The sequence below is a fragment of the Bradyrhizobium sp. USDA 3650 genome (assembly GCF_054057395.1).
Window position 1 is genome coordinate 5746363 of record NZ_JBSRZG010000001.1, and the last position, 21067, is coordinate 5767429.

Annotated in this window: 18 protein-coding genes and 1 pseudogene; 8 read left to right on the top strand and 11 right to left on the bottom strand. The window is 64.9% G+C overall.

Annotation, left to right across the window (positions count from 1 at the left end):
* The first annotated feature begins 288 nt into the window (after positions 1 to 288).
* Positions 289 to 1854: a glycosyltransferase family 39 protein gene (locus tag ACVIN2_RS26990; protein WP_456769814.1), complete on the top strand. Its 1566-nt coding sequence runs from the start codon at positions 289 to 291 to the stop codon at positions 1852 to 1854.
* Between the two features lie 197 nt (positions 1855 to 2051).
* Here the strand turns inward: ACVIN2_RS26990 and ACVIN2_RS26995 are convergent, their stop codons facing one another.
* Both ACVIN2_RS26995 and ACVIN2_RS27000 read right to left on the bottom strand, forming a co-directional pair.
* The gene (locus ACVIN2_RS26995; protein WP_456767890.1) at positions 2052 to 3080 is read right to left on the bottom strand and encodes a YcjF family protein; all 1029 of its coding nucleotides are present in this window, start codon (positions 3078 to 3080) and stop codon (positions 2052 to 2054) included.
* Positions 3077 to 4546, bottom strand: a complete 1470-nt coding sequence (locus ACVIN2_RS27000; RefSeq protein WP_456767891.1) for a YcjX family protein — start codon at positions 4544 to 4546, stop codon at positions 3077 to 3079. Before ACVIN2_RS27000 ends, ACVIN2_RS26995 begins: the two co-directional genes overlap by 4 nt.
* 208 nt (positions 4547 to 4754) lie before the next feature.
* On the opposite strand from ACVIN2_RS27000, the gene trhA reads away from it, so the two are divergent.
* Together trhA and ACVIN2_RS27010 are read left to right on the top strand one after the other, a co-directional pair.
* Complete coding sequence (gene trhA / locus ACVIN2_RS27005) at positions 4755 to 5450, top strand: PAQR family membrane homeostasis protein TrhA (RefSeq protein ID WP_456767892.1); 696 nt, start codon at positions 4755 to 4757, stop codon at positions 5448 to 5450.
* A gap of 55 nt (positions 5451 to 5505) precedes the next feature.
* The gene (locus ACVIN2_RS27010) at positions 5506 to 6300 is read left to right on the top strand and encodes an SDR family oxidoreductase (protein ID WP_456767893.1); all 795 of its coding nucleotides are present in this window, start codon (positions 5506 to 5508) and stop codon (positions 6298 to 6300) included.
* Between the two features lie 160 nt (positions 6301 to 6460).
* On the opposite strand, the gene ACVIN2_RS27015 is transcribed toward ACVIN2_RS27010, so the two are convergent.
* Positions 6461 to 6916, bottom strand: a complete 456-nt coding sequence (locus tag ACVIN2_RS27015) for a MarR family winged helix-turn-helix transcriptional regulator (RefSeq protein ID WP_456767894.1) — start codon at positions 6914 to 6916, stop codon at positions 6461 to 6463.
* Between the two features lie 76 nt (positions 6917 to 6992).
* Between ACVIN2_RS27015 and ACVIN2_RS27020 the strand changes: the two genes are divergently transcribed.
* Positions 6993 to 7769: an SDR family NAD(P)-dependent oxidoreductase gene (locus ACVIN2_RS27020; RefSeq protein ID WP_456767895.1), complete on the top strand. Its 777-nt coding sequence runs from the start codon at positions 6993 to 6995 to the stop codon at positions 7767 to 7769.
* A 196-nt stretch (positions 7770 to 7965) separates the two neighbouring features.
* Here the strand turns inward: ACVIN2_RS27020 and mdlC are convergent, their stop codons facing one another.
* The 4 genes and pseudogenes from mdlC to ACVIN2_RS27040 form a co-directional block, all read right to left on the bottom strand.
* Positions 7966 to 9588 carry a benzoylformate decarboxylase gene (gene mdlC / locus ACVIN2_RS27025; RefSeq protein WP_456767896.1) on the bottom strand — a complete coding sequence of 541 codons (1623 nt, stop codon included), beginning with the start codon at positions 9586 to 9588 and terminating at the stop codon, positions 7966 to 7968.
* Between the two features lie 138 nt (positions 9589 to 9726).
* A pseudogene (locus ACVIN2_RS27030) lies at positions 9727 to 10576 on the bottom strand (FAS1-like dehydratase domain-containing protein).
* Between the two features lie 18 nt (positions 10577 to 10594).
* The gene (locus tag ACVIN2_RS27035; RefSeq protein ID WP_456767897.1) at positions 10595 to 11698 is read right to left on the bottom strand and encodes a CaiB/BaiF CoA transferase family protein; all 1104 of its coding nucleotides are present in this window, start codon (positions 11696 to 11698) and stop codon (positions 10595 to 10597) included.
* A gap of 10 nt (positions 11699 to 11708) precedes the next feature.
* The gene (locus ACVIN2_RS27040) at positions 11709 to 12878 is read right to left on the bottom strand and encodes an acyl-CoA dehydrogenase family protein (RefSeq protein ID WP_456767898.1); all 1170 of its coding nucleotides are present in this window, start codon (positions 12876 to 12878) and stop codon (positions 11709 to 11711) included.
* 125 nt (positions 12879 to 13003) lie between these two features.
* Here ACVIN2_RS27040 and ACVIN2_RS27045 point away from each other — a divergent pair, with 125 nt between their 5' ends.
* Positions 13004 to 13924, top strand: a complete 921-nt coding sequence (locus ACVIN2_RS27045; protein WP_063993811.1) for a LysR substrate-binding domain-containing protein — start codon at positions 13004 to 13006, stop codon at positions 13922 to 13924.
* A 228-nt stretch (positions 13925 to 14152) separates the two neighbouring features.
* On the opposite strand, the gene ACVIN2_RS27050 is transcribed toward ACVIN2_RS27045, so the two are convergent.
* Together ACVIN2_RS27050 and ACVIN2_RS27055 are read right to left on the bottom strand one after the other, a co-directional pair.
* Positions 14153 to 15427: a cytochrome P450 gene (locus ACVIN2_RS27050; protein ID WP_456767899.1), complete on the bottom strand. Its 1275-nt coding sequence runs from the start codon at positions 15425 to 15427 to the stop codon at positions 14153 to 14155.
* A gap of 208 nt (positions 15428 to 15635) precedes the next feature.
* Complete coding sequence (locus ACVIN2_RS27055; protein WP_456767900.1) at positions 15636 to 16901, bottom strand: cytochrome P450; 1266 nt, start codon at positions 16899 to 16901, stop codon at positions 15636 to 15638.
* 379 nt (positions 16902 to 17280) lie between these two features.
* Between ACVIN2_RS27055 and ACVIN2_RS27060 the strand changes: the two genes are divergently transcribed.
* From ACVIN2_RS27060 to ACVIN2_RS27070, 3 genes are all read left to right on the top strand, one after another.
* Positions 17281 to 18426 (top strand): YjgN family protein, encoded by a 1146-nt coding sequence (locus ACVIN2_RS27060; RefSeq protein ID WP_456769815.1) that lies wholly within the window; start codon positions 17281 to 17283, stop codon positions 18424 to 18426.
* 3 nt (positions 18427 to 18429) lie between these two features.
* On the top strand, positions 18430 to 19539 hold the full coding sequence (locus tag ACVIN2_RS27065; protein WP_456767901.1) for a M48 family metallopeptidase: 1110 nt from the start codon (positions 18430 to 18432) through the stop codon (positions 19537 to 19539).
* Between the two features lie 103 nt (positions 19540 to 19642).
* Complete coding sequence (locus tag ACVIN2_RS27070) at positions 19643 to 20134, top strand: DUF305 domain-containing protein (protein ID WP_456767902.1); 492 nt, start codon at positions 19643 to 19645, stop codon at positions 20132 to 20134.
* A 16-nt stretch (positions 20135 to 20150) separates the two neighbouring features.
* Here ACVIN2_RS27070 and ACVIN2_RS27075 read toward each other — a convergent pair whose 3' ends face one another.
* Both ACVIN2_RS27075 and upp read right to left on the bottom strand, forming a co-directional pair.
* Positions 20151 to 20351: a hypothetical protein gene (locus ACVIN2_RS27075; protein ID WP_456767903.1), complete on the bottom strand. Its 201-nt coding sequence runs from the start codon at positions 20349 to 20351 to the stop codon at positions 20151 to 20153.
* A 79-nt stretch (positions 20352 to 20430) separates the two neighbouring features.
* A complete protein-coding gene (upp, locus tag ACVIN2_RS27080; protein WP_247358081.1) occupies positions 20431 to 21060 on the bottom strand; it encodes a uracil phosphoribosyltransferase in 630 nt (209 codons plus the stop codon).
* Between the last annotated feature and the right edge of the window lie 7 nt (positions 21061 to 21067).

The following is a 21067-nucleotide window of genomic DNA, read 5'->3' on the forward strand; positions in this document are numbered from 1 at the left end:
GGGATCACATCCGCGGCAAGCCGCCGCACACTCGACGTCGTCCCGGACAAGCGCGCCCTTAGGCGCGCGCAGATCCGGGACCCATAGCCACAGGAAGGGGTTTGGCGACGACTCGTGGTGATCAGCTCTCGCCAAACCCCTTCCTGTGGTTATGGGTCCCGGGCTCGCGACTGCGTCGCGCCCCGGGACGACAGCGGCGTATGCGGTCCCAGCTTCGGTCCCCCCACATTGACTCCCCCTCCCAGGTTGGCGAAAAGCGCCGCCGTGACGACAGCTCCCGACATCACGATGCCCCCCGCAGGCGCGGCGCGCCGGCCGCTCGTCGTGGCCGCGGCGATCATCGCCGCGATGACGCTGCTGCGCATCGTCTACGCCTCGGCTATCGAGCTGCGTACGGACGAGGCCTATTACTGGACGTGGTCGCAGGAGACGGCGCTCAGCTTCCTGGATCATCCCCCCGGCATCGCCTGGCTGATCCGGTTCGGCACTGCGATCTTCGGCGACACCACGCTCGGTGTGCGCTTCGGCGGCATCGTCGCGATGCTGGTGACGCAGCTCCTGCTCGCCGACATGGTCCGCCGCCTTACCCATGATGTGCGCGCCGTCGCGCTCGCGGTGCTGATGCCGGAGGCCGCGCTCTATTACGGCCTGCTGATGGCCAAGGTCGCGCCCGATGTCGCCATGATCCCGTTTGCGGTGGCGATGATGTGGTGCCTGGTGCGGCTTGCGCAGGGCGGCGACGGCCGCTGGTGGCTCGCGGCCGGCCTGTTCGCCGGGCTGGCGATGCTGTCGAAATTCACCGTGATCATGTTCGCGCCGGCGGTTGCCGCCTTTCTGCTGGTGCCGGATTGGCGCTGGCGCTGGCTGCGCAGCCCCTATCCATATCTCGCGGTGCTGATCGCAATCGTCGTGTTCTCGCCCGTCCTGATCTGGAACGTGCAGCACGACTGGGCCGCGATCCGCTTCCAGGGCGTGCGCGCCACCACCAGCTACGGCATCTCGCTCCGCACCTTCGGCGATTACATCGGCCTGCAATTCGGACTTGTCGGCTTCGTCATGCTGCCGGTGGTGCTGACGGGGGTGGTGCTGACGGCGTGGCGCGGCTATCGCACGCGCGAGCCGGTCGCGATTTTGTTGTCGACCGCGGTCCTGGTGCCGTTTCTCTATTTTCTCTCGAAATCCCTGACCCTCCGCGTCGGCGACACCTGGCCGATGTTCATGTGGCCGATCGGTTTCGCCGCCGCCGCCGTCAACCTCACCATGCTGTCGCGCGAAGGAAGATCGGCGCGGATGATCAGGGCGTCGCTGTTCTGGGTCAATACGGCGGTGGTCTCGGGCATCGCTTTTGTCGTGATCGTGTTCCTCTACTACGTCGCCGCGCCCTGGAATTTGCTCGGCAAGATCGATCCGGTCGGCGCCGAATCCGGCTACGAGCAGGTCGCCGCGCGCGCACAGGCCGCATTGGACGAGACCGGCGCGACCTGGATCGCCACCACGGATTACCGCACCTACGCCATGATGCGCTGGCTGTTCAGGGGCCGCGTGCCCGTGATCGAGATCAACGAACGCGGCCGCTTCCAGGACTTTCGTGATCCCGGCATGGATCGGATCAAGGGCCACGCCGGCATTTATGTCGGGCGCGAACCGGACAACCGCTCATCGCTGTGGGAGAACATCCCCGCCAAGCGCGAGCCGCTCGGTCAAGTCGAGCGCCGCTGGCGCGGCCTCGTGATGGATACGTATGTGCTAGAGAAGCTGTCTGGCTGGACCCCAGTGCTGTCGCCGCCGAAGAACTCGCCGCTATTCCAGTGGCGCGTGCTGGCGGGGGAATTCGAGAGGCGTATGCTCAGCTAGCGCGGCAAGCTCCGAATTCCCTTCTCCCCTTGTGGGAGAAGGTGGCGCGAAGCGCCGGATGAGGGGTATCTCTCCGCAAATTCGAGTGAGAGTTGGACTCGCGGAGAGAGACCCCTCACCCGTCTCGCCGCTTCGCGTCGAGCCACCCTCTCCCACAAGGGGAGAGGGGAAAACGAGCGCGTCGCGCAAACAGAACGCTACTCCTCCTCGTCCTTCTTCCGCAGCAGATCCGTCGCGAGGTCCGACAGCTTCGGCGGCGGCAGTGCCGCGAACGGCAGCGGCCGTGTGACGTCGATCGCGGCGAGGCCTAGCCGGGCCGTCAGCAATCCATTCAGCATGCCTTCGCCCAGCCGCTGCGACAGCTTCGCCGCAATGCCGTGGCCGAGCATCTGCTGCACCAGGCTGTCACTCGCCGCCATGCCGCCGGTGATGGCGAGATGGGCGATGACGTGGCGGAGCAGGCGGATCATGCCGAGCGCGCCGGGACGGCCGCCATAGAGAAAAGCGAGCTGGCGTATCAATCTCAGCGAGGCCACGAACACGAACAACACGTCGATCAGCGCGCGGGGCGAAACCGCCGTGACGATCGAGACCTTTTGCGCGGCTGACGACACCAGCCGCCGCGCCTCGATGTCCAGCGGCGACATCAATTCGCGCTCGGCGAGCCGGATCATGTCGGCGCCGTCGATGATCTCGCCGGCATGGCTTTCCAGCGTGGCGCGGGCGCGCGCGAGCTGCGGGTTCTGGTGCGCGATCTCAAGCAGATCCTGCACGATGATGCGGCTCTCCTTGCGGTCGTCGCTGGCGAGGACGGCGGCTGCGCGCTGATGCAGCTTCTCGATGGTCGCGAGGCGCGCCAGTCCATACGCTTCACGCCCGGTCACCACGGCGAGCGCAAGCGCGGTGACGGAGGCAAGCGCCAGTCCGACGAAGCCGAGGCTTTCGCTGCGCGCAAACAGATCCTCGATCAGACGGACCACACCAAGCCCGACCCCGAGCAGCGTCAGCCCGGCAACGCCTGACCAGAACAATGCGCCCCAGGGAAAGCCGCGCCGCGCCGGAAGAGTCGCTGCGATCGGCACCGGCAAGTTCGCCGGATCGGGCTCCGGCGTGATCTGGATGGTGGTGCGACCGAGCCGTGCCGTCTCATCGGCTTCGGTGACGACGACGCCGGGGTCGTCGAGCCGGAACGTTGCCGGCCGCCGTGACTTTGATCGGTCGTTCATGACAATTTGTCTCCGATCAGGAACTGCAAGGCACGGTCGAGGCGGATGTGAGGCAGCGTTGGCTCCTCGGCCCCCTCGCGTTCGAGCTTTGGCGGACGAAAGCGCAGGAAGCGATAATCGCTCTTCCCGGCGGCCTCGGTCGAGAGCCCGCGGAATGCGTCGGTGCCGTTGAACAGCGGCTCGGGATCGAGCGGCAGGTCGCCCGGAAAGGTTGCCACCTCGGTGTTACCGTCGAAGAACTCGGCGCCGGCGCTTTCGCCGGCGGCCGGCGTTCCCAGGATGGACGGCAATTTGTCACGGCCATGCGCGACCTGCGCCTCGCGCGTGGCGCGGACGGCGGCGAGCGCGACGACGTCGATCGCCGCGCCGGTAGTTTCCGCGCGCGCAACCGCGTGGGTGACCGCGCGGCGCAGCACGGCCTCGAGCCGGTCATGGCTGGAATGATGCAGATGATCCGCCTTGGTCGCCGCGAACAGCACGCGGTCGATCCGCGGCCGGAACAGGCCGGAGAGGATCGTGCTGCGGCCGATGTTGAAGCAGTCGAGAATGCCCGCGAGTGCGGCTTCGAGATCGTGCAGCGCTTCGGGGCCGGCGTTGAACGCGGCGAGCGCGTCGGCCAATACGATCTGGCGATCGAGCCGGGCAAAATGATCGCGGAAGAACGGCCGCACCACGACGTCCTTGTAGGCCTCATAACGGCGCACCATCATCGCCCACAGCGATCCCTCCGGCGCCTGGCCGCCCGCGGGCACGTCGAGCGGCGCAAAGGTCAGCGCCGGTGTGTCGGCGAGATTGCCCGGCATCAGGAAGCGGCCGGGTGGTAGCAGGCTCATCGCAAACCGCTCGTCGCGGCAGCCTTGCAGATAGCCCCTGAACAGCTTTGCGGCCGTGAGTGTCGCCTGCTCGTCCTCGCGCGCTTCGGGCTTGAGGGTTGCGAGATGTGCGTGCCAGTCCGCGGCCAGATGCGCGCGCGGCGCCTCGCGCGACAACGCCAGGCTTTCGGCCGACCATTGCTCAAAGCTCTTCTGGAGCAGCGGCAGGTCGAGCAGCCACTCGCCGGGATAGTCGACGATGTCGAGCGTCAGCGTGCGGTCGGCGCCGTTCGGGCGCTGGTAGTCGATGACGAGCCTGAGCTCGCTGATGTCGACAGTCGAGCTCGGCCAGCGCCGCTCCTCGATCAGCGCGCGCAGATGGCTCTCATAGGCAAAGCGCGGCACGGCGTCGTCCGGCTGCGGCGCCAGATGCGCCCGCGCGATCCGCCCGGATGAATAGGCCTCGAATACCGGGAACCGCCCACCGCGCGTCAGGCCATGGATCAGCGCCGTGATGAACACCGTCTTGCCGGCCCGCGACAGGCCGGTGACCCCGAGCCGCACCGTCGGGTTGAAGAAGTGCTCGCCATAGTCGATCAGCGCCCTCGCCGACAACCGCGCTTCTTCGACCATATCCTGGAAACTGAATGCCATTTGAACGTTAAGTGATCTCGGCGGGAGAAAATGTGTGACCGATCACAAAAGTGGCAATTGCGTGGGGAAAATCAAGCTTCATACTTCCACCTCCTTTGTCGTCAAATCAACCGTTTGCAAATCAGCCGTTTGCAAGTCACCCGTTTGAACGACGCGCCGATCCCAAAACACCCATACAAGAGGGTATTGTCTCACCTTGCGGATTGCCATGACCGTCTTCCAACTGAAACAGCTTGCATCCTCCTCCGTCCACGCAGCCGCCGACGCGGTCGGCTGGCATTACGACCGCGCCGAGTTGATCGCCGACGGCGTGATCCACGCGATCGGCGTGCTCTGCGGCCTCATTGCCGCGACCGTGCTGGTGGTGCTGACGGTGCTCTTTGCCGACGCGACCGACATCGTCGGCGTCTCGATCTACGTCGCCGGCCTGCTCTCGATGCTGGTGTTGTCGGCGACCTATAATCTGTGGCCCGTCTCGCCGGCCAAATGGCTGCTGCGGCGCTTCGACCATTCGGCGATCTATCTCCTGATCGCGGCGACCTACACGCCGTTCATCCTGGAGGTGAAGGACAGTGGGTTCGCGCTGGTGCTGCTCGCCGGCGTCTGGTGTGTGGCGCTCCTCGGCATCGTGCTGAAACTTCTCTACCCCGGCCGGTTCGACCGCGTCGCGGTCGGCATCTACCTCGCGATGGGCTGGAGCGGCATCATGCTCTACGATTCCGTGGTCAAGGCGCTGCCTGCGCTGGTGCTGGGCTTCATCCTTGCGGGCGGACTGCTCTACAGCTTCGGCGTGATCTTCCATGCCTGGCGACGGCTGCGCTTCCAGAATGCGATCTGGCACGGCTTTGTCTTGGCCGGCGCGGCGTGCCATTATACCGCGGTGCTCGACCTCGTGTTGAGCTGAGCAAGCTCCGCGAGGCGGAATAAGCGAAGCGGTATAAGACAAGAGGAGACGTCGCATGCAGGTGACCGGCAAGGTCGTGGTCGTCACGGGCGGCGCCAACGGCATCGGCAAGGCGCTGTGCGAAGCCTTTCACAAGGCCGGTGCGGCCAAGGTCGTCGTCGCCGACATGGACGCGGACAACGCGCGGGCGGTCGCTGCCACGGTGGATGGCGCGGCCTTCAAATGCGATGTCGCGCAGGAAAAGGATATTTCCCACGTCATCGAGGAGACCGAGCGGCAGTTCGGCCCGATCGAATTGTTCTGCTCCAATGCCGGCATCGGCGGCGGTTTCGATCCTATGTCGGTCAATGCCGGGGGTGCCTCGGATGAGCCCTGGCAGCGTAGCTGGGCGATCCACGTCATGGCGCATGTCTATGCGGCGCGGCATCTGATCCCGCGCATGAAGGCGCGCGGCGGCGGCTATTTCCTCAACACCATCTCGGCCGCGGGACTGCTGTCGCAGGTCGGCAGCCCCGCTTACTCCACCACCAAACATGCCGCGGTCGGCTTTGCCGAAAATCTCGCGATCTCCCACAAGGCGCACAACATCCGCGTCTCGATCCTTTGTCCGCAGGGTGTCGACACCAACATGCTGCGTTCGATCCCCAAGGGCCCGCAATCCGGCGACGGCGACCTCTCGCCCGAGCAGGTCGCCAAGGACGTGCTGGCCGGCCTCGATCAGGAGACGTTCCTGATCCTGCCGCACCCGCAGGTGCTCGGCTACATGCGCAAGAAGACCGAGAATTACGACCGCTGGATCGGCGGCATGGCCAAGATCCAGGCGAGGATGCGCGACGAGTTCGGGACGTAGGGAAGGCGGGCCCACAATTTCGGTGTCGTCCTGGCGAAGGCCAGGACCCATACCGCGAGGTCTACCGATCTTGCCGTGGTAGCAGTACCGAACGACCAGTCTTCGCCAAACTACTTCCTGGGATAATGGGTCCTGGCTTTCGCCAGGACGACGCTAGTGGCTACGCCGCCGACTCGCCCTCCACCCGGCTCTGACGCAATGCCTGCGCATAGAGCATCATCCCTTCCCGCACCGTGCGCTGCTCGGCCTCCGTCAGCGCGGCAAGGGCGCCGCTCACCTGCTGCCGTCCGAACGCGTGCAGCGCCTCCAGCGTGCGGCGGCCCTTCGCCGTTAGCGACAGCTGCTTGCTGCGTGCATCGGTTTCGTCGGGCGTCTCCCGCAGCTCGCCGCAGTCGACCAGCTTGCGCACCAGGCGGCTGACGCTCGATTTCTCCAGCCGCAGGAAATCGCCGAGCTCGCCCGAATTCATCGGCCCGCGGATACCGATCTCCAGGATGGTGTGCACGGCCGACGGCGGATAGTCCGATGCCGCCACCGTCGCATCCATGAAGCCGAGCTCGCGTACCATCAGGCGCGAGGCCGCGCGAATGTCGTCGATCAGCGAAAGCCTGGTCATGCTTGACTCCGCGCATATAGTTGTACCATACAACTATATGCGCGCAACGACGCGCGCAAGCGTTTTGGAGCGAGCCATGAGCGGAATTTTGCCTGCGGGGGTGCGAATGAGGGGCAAGGTCTGCCTGGTGACGGGCGGCGGCAGTGGCATCGGCCGTGCCACGGCGTTGCGAATGGCGTCCGAAGGCGCGGAGGCGATCGTCGTGGCGGGCCGGCGCGAAGCCGAGATCGACGCCACCAGTGCGGCGTGCCGCGAACTCGGTGCGGACGCCATCGCGATCAAGACCGACATCACGTGCGAGGACGACGTCGCGCGCCTGGTTGGCACTGCGGTCGAGCGTTGCGGCCGGCTCGACGTCGCCTTCAACAATGCCGGCTTCCAGGAGCGCCGCGCGCCGCTGGAGGAGCAGGGCACGGATGTCTTCGATAGCGTGTTCGACACCAATGTCCGCGCGCTGTTCCTGTGCCTGCGCCATCAATTGCCGGTCATGCTCGCGCAAGGCCGCGGCAGCATCGTCGTCAACGCCTCCGTCAGCGGCGTGCGCAATCCCAATCCCGGCTTCTCGCTCTACTCGGCATCCAAAGCTGCAGCGATCTCGCTGACACGCTCTGCTGCGATGGAAAACGCTCCACGCGGCATCCGCATCAACGCCGTCGCGCCGGGCCGCGTCGTCACCGACATGATGCTGCGCGCCGGGGTCGGCGATGTCGCAACCGTCGCCGCCGGCCTGCCGCTGCGGCGGATGGGGAGCCCGGAGGAGGTGGCCGAGGCGGTGGTCTGGCTATCGTCCGACGCGTCGTCCTATGTCGTCGGGCATGTGCTGGCGGCGGATGGAGGATTCCTGGCGTCTTAGATTTGGGCGGTCGCGCCAAACATTCGCTGTCGTCCCGGCCTAGTGCGCAATTGCGCACGGGGGCCGGGACCCATAACCCCAGGGAGTAATTTGGCGAAGATTGGTTGTTCGGGATTAGCAATGCGCGCAATCGATAGATCACGCGGTATGGGTCCCGGCCTTCGCCGGGACGACGATGTGGATATACCGTGCGTCGCTAATGCTTCTGCCCGTACAGCACCGGCACCGCCGAATCCACGACCACCTCGACGAGGCTGGTCCCTTCGAATGCCATCCCGCGCTTGAGCGCCTCGCCCAGTTCGGCTGCCTTGCTCACACGCACCGCATGGCAGCCCATGCCTTCGGCGAGCCGGACGAAATCGATGCCCGGCAGCTCCAGCCCCGGCACGTTCCTCACCTGCATCACCTGGCTGAACGAACGCATCGCGCCGTAGCCGGAATTGTTGATGACGACGATGGTGAGCGGCAGCTTGCGCTGCGCGGCGGTCCACAGCGCCTGGATCGAATACATCGCCGAGCCGTCGCCGATCAGGCACACCGTGCGGCTCTTTGGTTTGCCGAGCGCCATGCCGACCGCGGCCGGCAGCGAGTAGCCGAGGCCGCCGCTCGCCATGGTGTAAAAACTGTCCTGACCGCGCATCGGCATGAACTTCTGCATCGCTGGCCGGTGCGAGGGGATTTCCTCGACCAGCGACGCGCCGTCCGGCATCGCCTGCGACAGCGAATGCAGCAGGAATTCGACCGGCAGCGGATCGGCGGCTTGCGGGGCCGGCGGCAGCGTTCGCCCCTTCGGTGCCGCGCGCTTGCTCTCGGGCAGGAGCTCGAGCAGCATCGCGAGCGCCGGCTTCATCGTCGCGATGATGCTGGTTCCGACCGGCGTCACCGCTGCGGCATCCGGGTCATCGGTGATCTGGAAGAGCGTCGCACTGCCGTCGAAGATCGCGGCGTGGCCTTCGACGTGGAAGGTGAACACGGGCGCGCCGATCACGACGACGAGGTCGTGCTCGCGCAGCGCATCCGACAATTGCGCCGGAGAGGCATGCAGGAAGCCTGCGAACTGGGGATGGCGTTCCGGGAACGAGCAGCGCGCCGAAAACGGGCTGACCCAGACGCTGGCCCTGGTCTTCTCGGCGACGCGCACCATCAGCTCGACCGCGCCGGCGCGGTCGACGCCGGGCCCGACGACGAGGGCAGGGTGCTTGGCAGAACCGAGCGCGGTGACCAGCGCCTTCATCGCGTCAGCCTCGGGCCCGATCTCGCGGCTGACTTTGCGGGCTTCGATGGGAGCTGCCGCATGCGCCCAGTCGTCGACCGGGATCGAGACGAAAGTCGGCCCGCATGGCGGCTGCATCGCGGTGTAATAGGCGCGCGCGATCGCGGCCGGCACGTCCTCGGGCCGCGCCGGCTCGACGCTATATTTCACATAAGGCCGCGGGAATTCGGACGCACGCTCCGCATAGAGGAATGCCTGCAACGGCAGGATCGAGCGCGCCTGCTGGCCCGCGGTGATGACCAGCGGCGTCTGGTTGCGATGCGCGGTATAGATGTTGCCGAGCGCATTGCCGACGCCGGCAGCCGAGTGAAGATTGACGAAGCCGGCATTGCGCGTCGCCTGCGCATAGCCATCGGCCATGCCGACGGCGGAGGCTTCCTGAAGCGCCAGCACGTAGTCGATATCGTCGGGCCAGTCGCTCAGGAACGGCAGCTCGGTCGAGCCGGGGTTGCCGAACACGCGTCTGATGCCGAAGGAGCGCAGCAGGTCGAGTGTCGCCTGCTTGACGGTGACGGATTTGCCGCCGGTCTTGCCGTTCTTCGCCATGGTTCCCGTTCCCTGATGTTTATCGGCGCCGCTAACCCACCCGTCATTGCGAGCGCAGCGAAGCAATCCAGAATGCCGCCGCGGTGACAGTCTGGATTGCTTCGTCGCTTCGTTCCTCGCAATGACGAGGAGAGACTATCACCACACCGCGGTCCCCTTCATCGTCGGCTGCCCCTCCGCGTTCGCGGTCCACAGCTCCATGCCGGCGTCAGTCTCGTTGGCGTTGATGGAGAACTCGCTGTCCTCGAACAGCGGCTGCACCCCGCGATACGAAAACTTCTTCGGCGGTTTTCCGCCCGCGCAGCTTCGCCGCCATCTCGATGATGAACGTTGCCTGCAACGGCCCGTGGAAGATCAGGCCCGGATAGCCCTCGACTTTGGTAACGTAGTCGCGGTCGTAATGGATGCGATGGCCGTTGAAGGTCAGCGCGGAATATCGAAACAGCAGCACGGGATCGGAGACATGAGTCTCGCGATGCTGCGCCTTCGGCGGCGGAGGCGGGGCCTTTGCCGGCGCGGACGTGGTCGTCATCTCGCGATAGACGATGTCCTGCCGCTCGCGGATGGCGATGCCGCGCGGCGAGGAGATGCTGTGCTCGACCGAGACGAAGCACAGCGTGCCGGTCGAGCCCGTCTTCACCTGTACGTCCGCGATGCGCGAGGTCCGCTTCGATTCATCGCCGACGCGCAGCGGCTGCAGGAACTCGATCTCGCCGCCGGCCCACATCCGGCGCGGCAGCGGCACCGGCGGCAGGAAGCCGCCGCGGGTGGGGTGGCCGTCGGGGCCGAGCATCGCCATCGGAAACACCGGCTGCGCCAGGCACCAATGCACCGTGAACGGCGCCGCATCGCCGGCCTTGGGCGCGCCGACCTCCTGGAACAGCGTCGCGCGCAGGCCCTTCACGAGCTGCGCGGTGACGGTGTCGGTTGCTTCTTCGCTGCGGCCGATCCATTGCCTGAGATGATCGATGTCGAGCTTTTCGGTCATGACGCCTCGCTCTTGTTGTTATGATTTCTTGACCGGTCGTTCGCCGATCCCTGGCACCGCGCCATAGCTGCGCGTCTCGCCGACGATGATCGGCGCCGGCGCGGGGTAGCTGACAGGCCCCTGCGGCGTGTCGACCTCGATGCGGCGCAGATGCGGATGCTTGGTGAGGTCGGCCATGGTGTTGACCTCGGCAAAGGCGATATCGGCATCGGACAGTCGCTTCAATAGCTCATCGCGCGTCATCTTGCCGAAGGCATCCGCGACTGTCTTGTCGGTGAAGTCGCGGTTGCGCACGCGCTCGACCATGTTGGCAACGCGCGGATCTGCGGGCAGATCCGGCTGGTCCAGAACCTTTGCGCAAAGCGTCTTCCACTCGCGCTCGCTCTGGATCGAGATCAGGATGTCCTTGCCGTCGCTGGACGTGAACACGCCATAGGGTGCGATCGAGGGATGGCGCAGGCCCATGCGCTTGGGCGGATTGCCGGCCTCGGAATTGAGCAGAGGCACGGTGCACCAGTCCGCCATCACGTCGAACATGGAGATGCGGATGTCGGCGCCCTTGCCGGTGCGTCCGCGCCCGATCAGCGCCTCCAGGATCGCCGCGTGCGCGGTCGCGCCGGTCGCGACGTCGACGATCGACATGCCGACCCGTGAGGCACCGTCGGGATTGCCGGTGATCGAGGCAAGGCCGCTCTCGGCCTGGATCAGCAAATCATAGGCCTTGCGGTGCGCATAGGGGCCCTCGTCGCCATAGCCGGTGATCGTGCACGAGATCAGTTTTGGATAGTCCATCAGCAGCCGCTCGCGCGAAAAGCCGAGCTTGTCCATCGAGCCCGGCTTGAGATTCTGGATCAGCACGTCGGCGCTCGCGATCAGTCTCTCCAACTCGGCGCAACCTTCCTTGTTGGCGAGATCGACCACCGCCGATTGCTTGCCGCGGTTGAGCCACACGAAGTAGCTGCTCTGGCCCTTGGCCGCCGCGTCATAGCCGCGGGCGAAATCGCCTTCGGGCCGCTCGATCTTGATCACCTCCGCGCCGGCATCCGCCAGCCGCGACGAGCAGAATGGCGCCGCCACCGCCTGCTCGACCGCAATCACCCTGATCCCGTCAAGAGCTCCCATGATGGCGGCCTCAGTACGAGCGGGGCATGCCGAGCACATGCTCGGCGACAAAGGAGAGCACGAGATTGGTCGAGATCGGCGCCACCTGATAGAGCCGCGTCTCGCGGAATTTTCGCTCGACGTCATACTCCTCGGCAAATCCAAAGCCGCCATGGGTCTGGACGCAGGCGTTGGCCGCTTCCCACGACGCGTCGGCCGCGAGCATCTTGGCCATGTTGGCCTCCGCGCCGCAATCGAGCCCGGCTTCGTATTTGCGCGTGGCTTCCTTCACCATCAATTCGGCCGCACGCATCGCAGCGTAGGCCTTGGCGATCGGAAACTGGATGCCTTGATTCTGGCCGATCGGCCGGCCGAAAACGCTGCGCTCCTTGGCGTAGTTGGTGGCCTTGGCGATGAACCATTTGGCGTCGCCGACGCATTCGGCCGCGATCAGGATCCGTTCGGCATTCATGCCGGAGAGGATGTAGCGAAAGCCCTTGCCCTCTTCGCCGATCAGATTCTCCGCCGGCACCTTCATGTCGGTAAAGAACACCTCGGTGGTGGCGTGGTTCATCATGGTGCGGATCGGGCGGATCTCGAGGCCCTTGTTCTTGGCCTCGCGCATGTCCACGATGAACACCGAAAGTCCATCCGTGCGCTTCTTGACCTGGTCCTTCGGCGTGGTCCGCGCCAGCAGCAGCATCAGGTCGGAATGCTCGGCGCGGCTGGTCCAGATTTTCTGGCCGTTGACGACGTAGCCGGCATTGCCATCCTTGCGCGCAAAAGTCTTCAGCGAGGTGGTGTCGGTGCCGCTGGTCGGCTCGGTGACGCCGAAGGCCTGCAACCGCAATTCGCCGCTCGCGACCTTCGGCAGGTATTTTGCCTTCTGCTCGTCATTGCCGTGCCGCAGCACGGTGCCCATCGTGTACATTTGGGCGTGGCAGCCGCCACCGTTGCAGCCCGCGCGCTGGATCTCTTCGAGGATCGCCGCGGCCGCAGAAAGCTTCAAGCCCGCGCCGCCATATTCCTCGGGGATCAGCACCGAGAGATAGCCGGCCTGCGTCAACGCGTCGACGAACGCCGTGGGGTAGGCCATCTCACGGTCGAGCTTGCGCCAGTATTCGCCGGGAAACTGCGCGCAGAGCTTTGCGACGGCTTCGCGGATGTCGGCGTGATCTTCGGTGTGGTGTTCTTCACTCATGGCGTTTCCAGTTGGGTGCGGCAGTTAAGATAACGCCGGCCGATCCTCTGGCGTTGTGAAAACAATGCCAGCCCCCTATGCTCATTTGCTATAGCGTATGGAGTAGCCTTCCAGGATTGGCAAGCATGGATTTCCGTCAGCTCAGGACCTTCAGTTGCGTGGCGGAGCTCGGCAGCCTCTCCAAGGCGTCCGACACGTTGCGTGTGGCGCAGCCGGCGCTCTCCCGGCAGATCAAGCTGCTGGAACACGAGCTGCGCACCGAATTGTTCACCCGCAACGGCCGCGGCATGGTGCTCACGGATGCCGGCCGCCTGTTGCTGGCGCGCACCTCGGGCATCGTGCGGCAGATCGACCAGATCCGCGACGACATCCAGTCGTCCAAGGGGCCGCCATCGGGCCAGGTCGTGCTCGGCCTGGTCCCGACCGTGAGCTGCGTGCTGTCGGCGCGCTTCGCGCGGCGCTGCGTCGAAAAATTTCCGGGCATTTCGCTGCGCATCGTCGAGAGCTACAGCGGCCATCTGGTCGAATGGCTGCACCGCGGCGAGATGGATCTCGCCATCCTGTACGGCCGCTCCGCCGATCTGCATCTCAACGTGGAGAGCCTTGGTCGCGACAACATCGTCGCGGTGGGTCCGCGCGGTTGTGGCCTCGCGCGCAAGAAGAGCGTCGATGTCGGCTGGCTGCTGCGGCAACGGTTGGTGCTGCCCAGTCATTCCCATGGCCTCCGTGCGCTGATCGAGCACGCGGCGGCGCAACGCAAGATCAAGCTCAACGTCCAGCTCGAGGCGGATTCGTTCCGCGTGCTCACCAGCCTCGTCGAGGAAGGCCTCGGCTTCGCGCTGCTGCCGCCCTCCTCGGTCCACGGCGAGGTCGCGGACGGGCGGCTGGAAACGGCCGTCGTCTCGAAGCCGATGACGCGCGAGCTCATATTTGCCTCTCCGATCGACCGTCCGGTCTCCACCGCCTCGGTTGCCGTCACCGCCCTCCTGCGCGAGGAAGTGGCCGCCTGCCGCAAGGAAGGCGTGTGGGACATCAAGTTGAGCTAGATGTGCCGGTGTCGTAGACCAGTCGCGCGCGATCTCGCCTTCACATCTGGCGCGACCTGTCATGCCGGAATTTTATATCTGAGTGTTCCCGCGTTCACCGCTGGAGCTTCGAGGCGCACAAGTCGCCAAAATCTCGTCATTGCGAGCGCAGCGAAGCAATCCAGGAATCCCTCCGCGGTGACAAGTCTGGATTGCTTCGCTGCGCTCGCAATGACGGAGGATGGAGCTCTACCCCGGAATCCTCACCGGCAACGACTCGTATCCCTTGATGAAGCTCGAATAGATCCGCTTGGGCTCGCCGACCACCTCGATGTGGTCGAAGCGCTTCAGCATCTCTTCCCAGACGATCTTGAGCTGGAGCTCGGCGAGGCGCATGCCGACGCAGCGGTGGATGCCGAATCCGAAGGAGAGGTGAGTGCGCGGCCGCGGGCGGTCGATGACGAACTCGTTCGGCCGCTCGAACATCTCCTCGTCGCGGTTGCCCGAGACGTACCACATCACGACGCGGTCGCCCTTCTTGATGTGCTTGCCGCCAACTTCAGTGTCCTGCAGTGCGGTGCGGCGCATATGCGCGAGCGGGGTCTGCCAGCGGATCACTTCGGGCACCATGGAATCGATCAGTTCCGGGTTGGCGCGCAGCCTGTCGTACTGCTCCGGGTTCTCGTTCAGCGCCAGCACCGAGCCGGTCATAGTGTTGCGCGTGGTGTCGTTGCCGCCGACGATGAGCAGGATGATGTTGCCCATGAGATTGTCGGGATCCATGAACCGCGTGGCGTCGTTGTGCGCCATCAGCGACAGCAAATCGTTGCGCGGGGCGGAGTTGACGCGCTCGTTCCAGAGCTTGGACATGTAGGCGTAGCATTCGTCCATCTCGCGACGGCGCTCTTCGGCCGAAGCCACGATGCCGCTCTTGGGCAGCGCGGTCGCGACATCGGACCAGCGCGTGAGCTTGCGCCGTTCTTCCCAGGGAAAGTCGAACAGGGTGGCCAGCATCTGCGTCGTCAGCTCGATCGAGACGCGCTCGACGAAATTGAAGGTCTCGTTGCGCGGCAGATTGTCGAGCACGGTCTGCGAGCGCTGGCGGATCAGTTTTGCCAATTCGTCTAGATGGGTCGGCGTGAACATCGGCGACACCGTCTTGCGCTGCGACGAATGACGCGGCTGGTCCATGGCGATGAAGCTCGGCCAGTCATAACCTTCCGGCACGTCGCGGATCCCGATGCCGCCGAGCGTCGAGTCGGAGGAGAACAGGCCGTGGTTGGTGTCGACATGCATGATGTCGTTGTACTTCACCACCGACCAATACGGCTCGATCGGCGCGTTGGTGCAGTAATGCACCGGCTCTTCCTTGCGCAGCCGCTCGAACCACGGCCACAGGGTGTCGTCCTGGAACAGCCTTGGCGCGCCCGGGTGGAACTGCGCCAGCGGGGTCGCATAGGCCTCCTCGCGAGCCCTGCGCATGCGTTCGGCCTTGTCCACTTGAACCGGCGCTTGGATGTTCATGGTGGTTGCTCCAGTGTTTGAATCGGACGCCGGGGACGCAGTTCACCTCGCCCCGCTTGCGGGGAGAGGTCGGATCGCATCGCTAGATGCGATCCGGGTGAGGGGGAGTCTCCACGAGTCGGCTGTCACCGTCCTCGTGGAGACTCCCCCTCACCCCACCCTCTCCCCGCAAGCGGGGCGAGGGAGAGAAGCACCGGCGTATGCCACATCACGCCGCAATCTTCACCGGCAAGGTTTCAAGACCCTTCACGAAACTCGAATAGACCCGCTTGGGTTCGCCGACCACCTCGATATGGTCGAATCGCTTGAGGATCTCTTCCCAGATAATCTTGAGCTGGAGTTCGGCAAGCCGCAAGCCGACGCAGCGGTGGATGCCGAAGCCGAACGAGAGATGCGTGCGCGGCCGCGCGCGGTCAATGATGAATTCGTAGGGCTTTTCGATCGCGTCGGCGTCGCGGTTGCCCGAAACGTACCACATCACGACCTTGTCACCTTTCTTGATCTGCTTGCCGCGGAACTCGAAGTCGGCAAGCGCGGTGCGGCGCATATGGGCCAGCGGCGTCTGCCAGCGGATCACTTCCGGCACGAAGCTGTCGAGCAGCGCGGGGTTTTCGCGCAGCTTGCGATATTGCTCCGGATGCTGGCTGAGTGCGTCGAGCGATCCGGACATGGTGTTGCGAGTGGTGTCGTTGCCGCCGACGATCAAAAGGATGAGATTGCCAAGAAAGTTTTTCGCGTCCATGTCGCGCGTCGCGGCACCATGCGCCATCATCGACAACAGGTCGCTCTTGGGCGGCTGCTCGGTGCGCTCCTTCCACAGCCGCGCGAAATAGCCCGCGCATTCCGTCAGCTCGGCCTGACGCTCGTCTTCGGTGGCGACGAGGCCGTCGGGTCCGGGAATGGTGGTCGCGATGTCCGACCAGCGCGTCAGCTTGCGGCGGTCCTCCCAGGGGAAGTCGAACAGCACCGCGAGCATCTGCGTTGTGAGCTCGATCGAGACGCGGTCGACCCAGTCGAACACCTCGCCACGCGGCAGATTGTCCAGGCACTCGGCCGAGCGCTTGCGGATGCTCAGCGCGAGATTGTCCAGATGCGTCGGCGTGAACATCGGCGCCACGGTCTTGCGCTGCGCCGCGTGGCGCGGCGGGTCCATCGAGATGAAGCTCTCGCGGCGCAGTTCCGGATCGATGTCGCGGATGGTGATGCCGCCGAGCGAGGAGGCCGAGGAGAACACCGAATGATTGGTCTCGATCTCCATGATGTCGTTGTAGCGCGTCACCGACCAATACGGGCCGAACATCGAGTCCTTGCAATAGTGCACGGGATCTTCGCGGCGCAGGCGATCGAAATAGGGCCAGAACGTATCGGTCCTGAACAACTCGGGGTCGCCCGGATCGAACTGCTCCAGCGGCAGTGACGTTGCGCGTGCGCGTAACGCGTCGAGCTTCGCCGCGCTTTCGATGGTCCCATGCATGACCGCTCTCCCTGACATGAACCGCGCGTTCTCGTTGAATTCTGCGCTGCGGTATTTGATTTGCAATTACAGCCGGTTGTCTGCGCCGGAGCAAGGGCGAGTTTTGCCACATCGGTGTGATGTAGCCCGGATGGAGCGAAGCGAAATCCGGGATTCAGGCGGCCATTGCCGCTGTCCCGGATTGCGCTGCGCTCCATCCGGGCTACGAGGCTGTTGATTTAACAACGTGATCTCGCGCACGCCCTCGGCCGTGGAATCGTGCCAGAAATCGACCGGAATCGAGCTAAATCGAACCCGCCCATCTTGGGGATCGACTAATCTCTGATCTATAAGTTTGATCGAACTAGGTCCGCACCCCGAGGTTGCCGCCGTGAACGACATGCAATGGGCCCCCATCGGCTCCGAACCCTTACCCCCGCCGCTGCCGCCCACGCGGGTCGATTTCACCGGCAACCGTACCGAGTTTCGCAAATTGGTCACCAAGGGTGCCATGCTGGAGCTCGTCACCTTCGGCTTCTACCGGTTCTGGCTCGTCACCGACATCCGCCGTCATCTGTGGGCGAACACCGCGGTCGATGGCGACGCCGCCGAATATACCGGCCGGGCCAAGGAGCTTCTGGTCGGCTTCCTGTTCGCGCTCGCGATCCTGGTGCCGATCTACCTCGCTTACTTCCTCGTCGGTATCGAGTTCGAGCGCTGGCAGGGCTTTGCCTCGACGCCGCTGTTCATCAGCTTCTACGCCTTCGGTCAGTTTGCGATCTTCCGCGCGCGGCGCTATCGCCTGACGCGCACGGTCTGGCGCGGCGTGCGGTTCTGGATGGACGGATCGGGCTGGGCCTATTCGTTCCGCGCCATGCTGTGGGGCTTGCTGGTGTTCCTGACGCTCGGGCTCGCATTGCCGTGGCGCGAGGCCTCGCTCGAACGCTACAAGATGCGCCACACCCATTACGGCGATTTGCGCGGCGATTTCGAAGCTGACGGCTGGACGTTCTTCAAACGCGCCTGGTGGCTGTGGCTGCTGAGCCCGATCGCAATGGTGATCTTTCCGCTCGCGCCGTTCTTCTATGCCGAGTTCAAGGCGCGCGAGTGGCGCTGGTGGCTCGACGGCATCCGCATCGGCGACGTCAGCCTGTCCTCGCAACTGCCGCACAACGCATTCTACGGCTTGTACTGGAAAGTGATCGGCTGGTGGACGCTGCTCTCGGCCATCTTCGCCGCCTATATCGGCGGAGCGACCATGCTCGTGGTCACGCTGAGTGGCCTTTCGGTCGAGCAGGCGTTGGGGCCCGGCAATGCCGGCAAGAGCATCCCGACACTGGTGATGATGGTCGTCGGCTACCTCGCACTCGCCTTGGCCCTCAACATCGTCATGCGGGTCTATCTCCAGCGCGATCTCTGGGCCAAGGTGTTGGAAACCGTACACGTGCACAACATCGCCGCCGCCGCGGATGTGCGCGGCAGCGCCGAGCTTGCCAGCGCGCTCGGCGAAGGCTTTGCCGATGGACTCGATGTCGCGGGATTCTGAGCTGTGAGTGAGTTGTCCACCGAGGCCCCGGCGCAATCCGCAAAGCCGACCATCTTCTTCGACGGCGTGTCGAGCCGCCGTCGACAGGTGACGCTGACGCTCGGTGACGCGCTCGAGATCCTCGAAGAGGGTGGGACGCCCGTTCGCTGGGCCTATGCCGACATCCGCCGCGCCGACAGTCCGGCCGGCATTTTGCGGCTCGCCTGCGCTTCCGAGCCGCCGCTGGCGCGGCTGGAGATCCGCGACGCTCTGCTCGCGTCAGACGTGACCGCCCGCTGCACCCGTCTCGACGAGCACCAGACCACGCGCCGAGGTGTCGCAAAAATCGTCGGCTGGTCGATGGCTGCCGCCGTCTCCATCGTCTGTGTCGTGCTGTTCGGCGTGCCGCTGGCCGCCGACCGCCTCGCGCCGCTGGTGCCGAAACCGATCGAGCGGCGCATCGGCGATGCGTCGGAGGTCCAGGTGAAGACGATCTTCGGCCGCAATGCGTGCGAGAATGCGGCTGGGAAGGCGGCCTTCGTCAAACTCGTCAATCGGCTGCGCGATGCCGCCGGCCTCGACGACGATGCCATGACGGCAGGCGTGCTGCCGAGCCCGGTTCCGAATGCGTTTGCGCTACCGGGCGGCAAGGTCTTCGTGCTGAACGCCCTGATCGACAAGGCCGAAAGCCCCGACGAGCTCGCCGGCATCCTCGCCCACGAACTCGGTCATCTCAAGCATCACGACAACATGCGCGGCCTGATCTACAACGGCGGCACCTCGTTCCTGATCGGCCTGTTGTTCGGCGACGTGACCGGTTCATCCGCCGTGATCTTCGCCTCGCGCAGCGTGGTCGAGGCCTCCTATTCGCGCGAGGCCGAGACCGCTGCGGATACGTTCGCCATCGAGATCATGCACAAGCTCGGCCGTTCGCCGAAGCCTGCGGCGGAATTGATGTTCCGCATCACCGGCAAGGAAGGCGGCGGCCTCACGTCGATCCTGGCGAGCCATCCGCTAACCGAGGACCGCCTCGCGCGCATGACGAAAGAGGATCGCCCCGCCAGCGGCCCGCCGCTGCTGACGGATGCGGAGTGGCGGTCACTGAAGGGGATCTGCGGCAGCGGCAAGATCTGAATCTCTTGCCGCCGACGCGTCGGCCCTGCGCCAAATCATCCATCGGCGAGGAACGATCCCTCGGGGTGTGGTTATCCCCCGATAAACAGCGGGAATGTTCCTCATGGCTTACGGTCGTTTCATCACGATGATCGCGGCTTCCACCGTGATCATGTTCGGTCTGATGTATCTCAACACCTTCGCTCTGGATCACGTCTGGTACAGCCAGACCCGGACGTGGATGGCGTTGCTGATGGGTGCCGTCATGGCCGCCGTGATGCTCGCTTTCATGTGGGGCATGTACAGGAACCGTACGGCGAACGTCGCCATTCTGGCGGCCAGCGCCGTCGTGTTTGCGGTTTCGCTCTGGCTCGTTCGAAGCCAGCAGACCGTGACCGACGTCGCCTATATGGAGGCGATGATCCCGCATCATTCCATCGCGGTTCTCACCAGCGAGCGCGCGCACATCAGGGATCCCCGCGTGCGCAAGCTGGCCGACGACATCATCGAAGCCCAGGTGCGCGAGATCGGCGAGATGGAACGGTTGATCGCCGACCTCAAGGAGAAGCCCGCGCCCGCGGACGCGAAGGATCTGCCGCCGCGGCCGCCGACCTGACGGAGCGGCCCTCGTATCACTTTGCCGGGGCGGCTGGATTGGTCGTGACGCTCGGCGTGTTGTTCGGGCTGGTGGTGGTCGTCTGGGGACCGACGTCGCGTCCATTGTAGAAGAAGACGGCCGCGACCACGGCGATCACGAAGATCGCGCCGATCGCCCAGCCCACCGGGCTGTTGCGGCGTGCTCTGTCTGCCCTGCGGTCATCCTGATAGGTCATCGTGCTCTCCATCGTAGAGCAGGAAAAACCTTGCGCGGGCGAAGCTGTTCCTAACGTGACGCGGTTTGCAGGCCGGCGCTTATCGCGTGCCGTAGGCGCGGTCGCCGGCGTCGCCGAGGCCCGGCAGGATAAAGCCGTTCTCGTCGAGACCTTCGTCGACTGCGGCGGTCCAGATCGGAACGTCCGGATGCAGTCCGCGCAGCCGTTCGAGCCCTTCGGGGGCGGCGATCAGGCAGGCGAGGCGAATATCCTTGGCGCCGCGCTCCTTGAGCCGGTCGATTGCGGCCACAGCCGTGTTGGCGGTCGCAACCACAGGCGTCACCACGATCGCCAGGCGCTCGCTGAGGTCGGACGGCGATTTGAAGAAGTACTCGACCGCCGCAAAGCTGTGCGGCTCACGGTAAAGGCCGATATGGGCGACGCGCGCGGTCGGCACCAAATCCATCATGCCGTCGACGAAGGTGGTGCCGGCGCGCAGCATCGGCACGAACACCAGCTTCTTGCCCGCGATCTTGGCCGAGTGCATCGTCGCCAGTGGCGTTTCGATAACGGTATCGGTGAGCGGCAGGTCGCGCGTCACCTCGTAGCACAGCAGCATGCCGATCTCCTTGATCAGCTCCCGAAACGATTTGGTCGAAATCGATTTGTCCCGCACCAGGGTCAGCTTGTGCTGCACCAGCGGATGATCGACGATCGTGACGCCTTGCATGACGGAT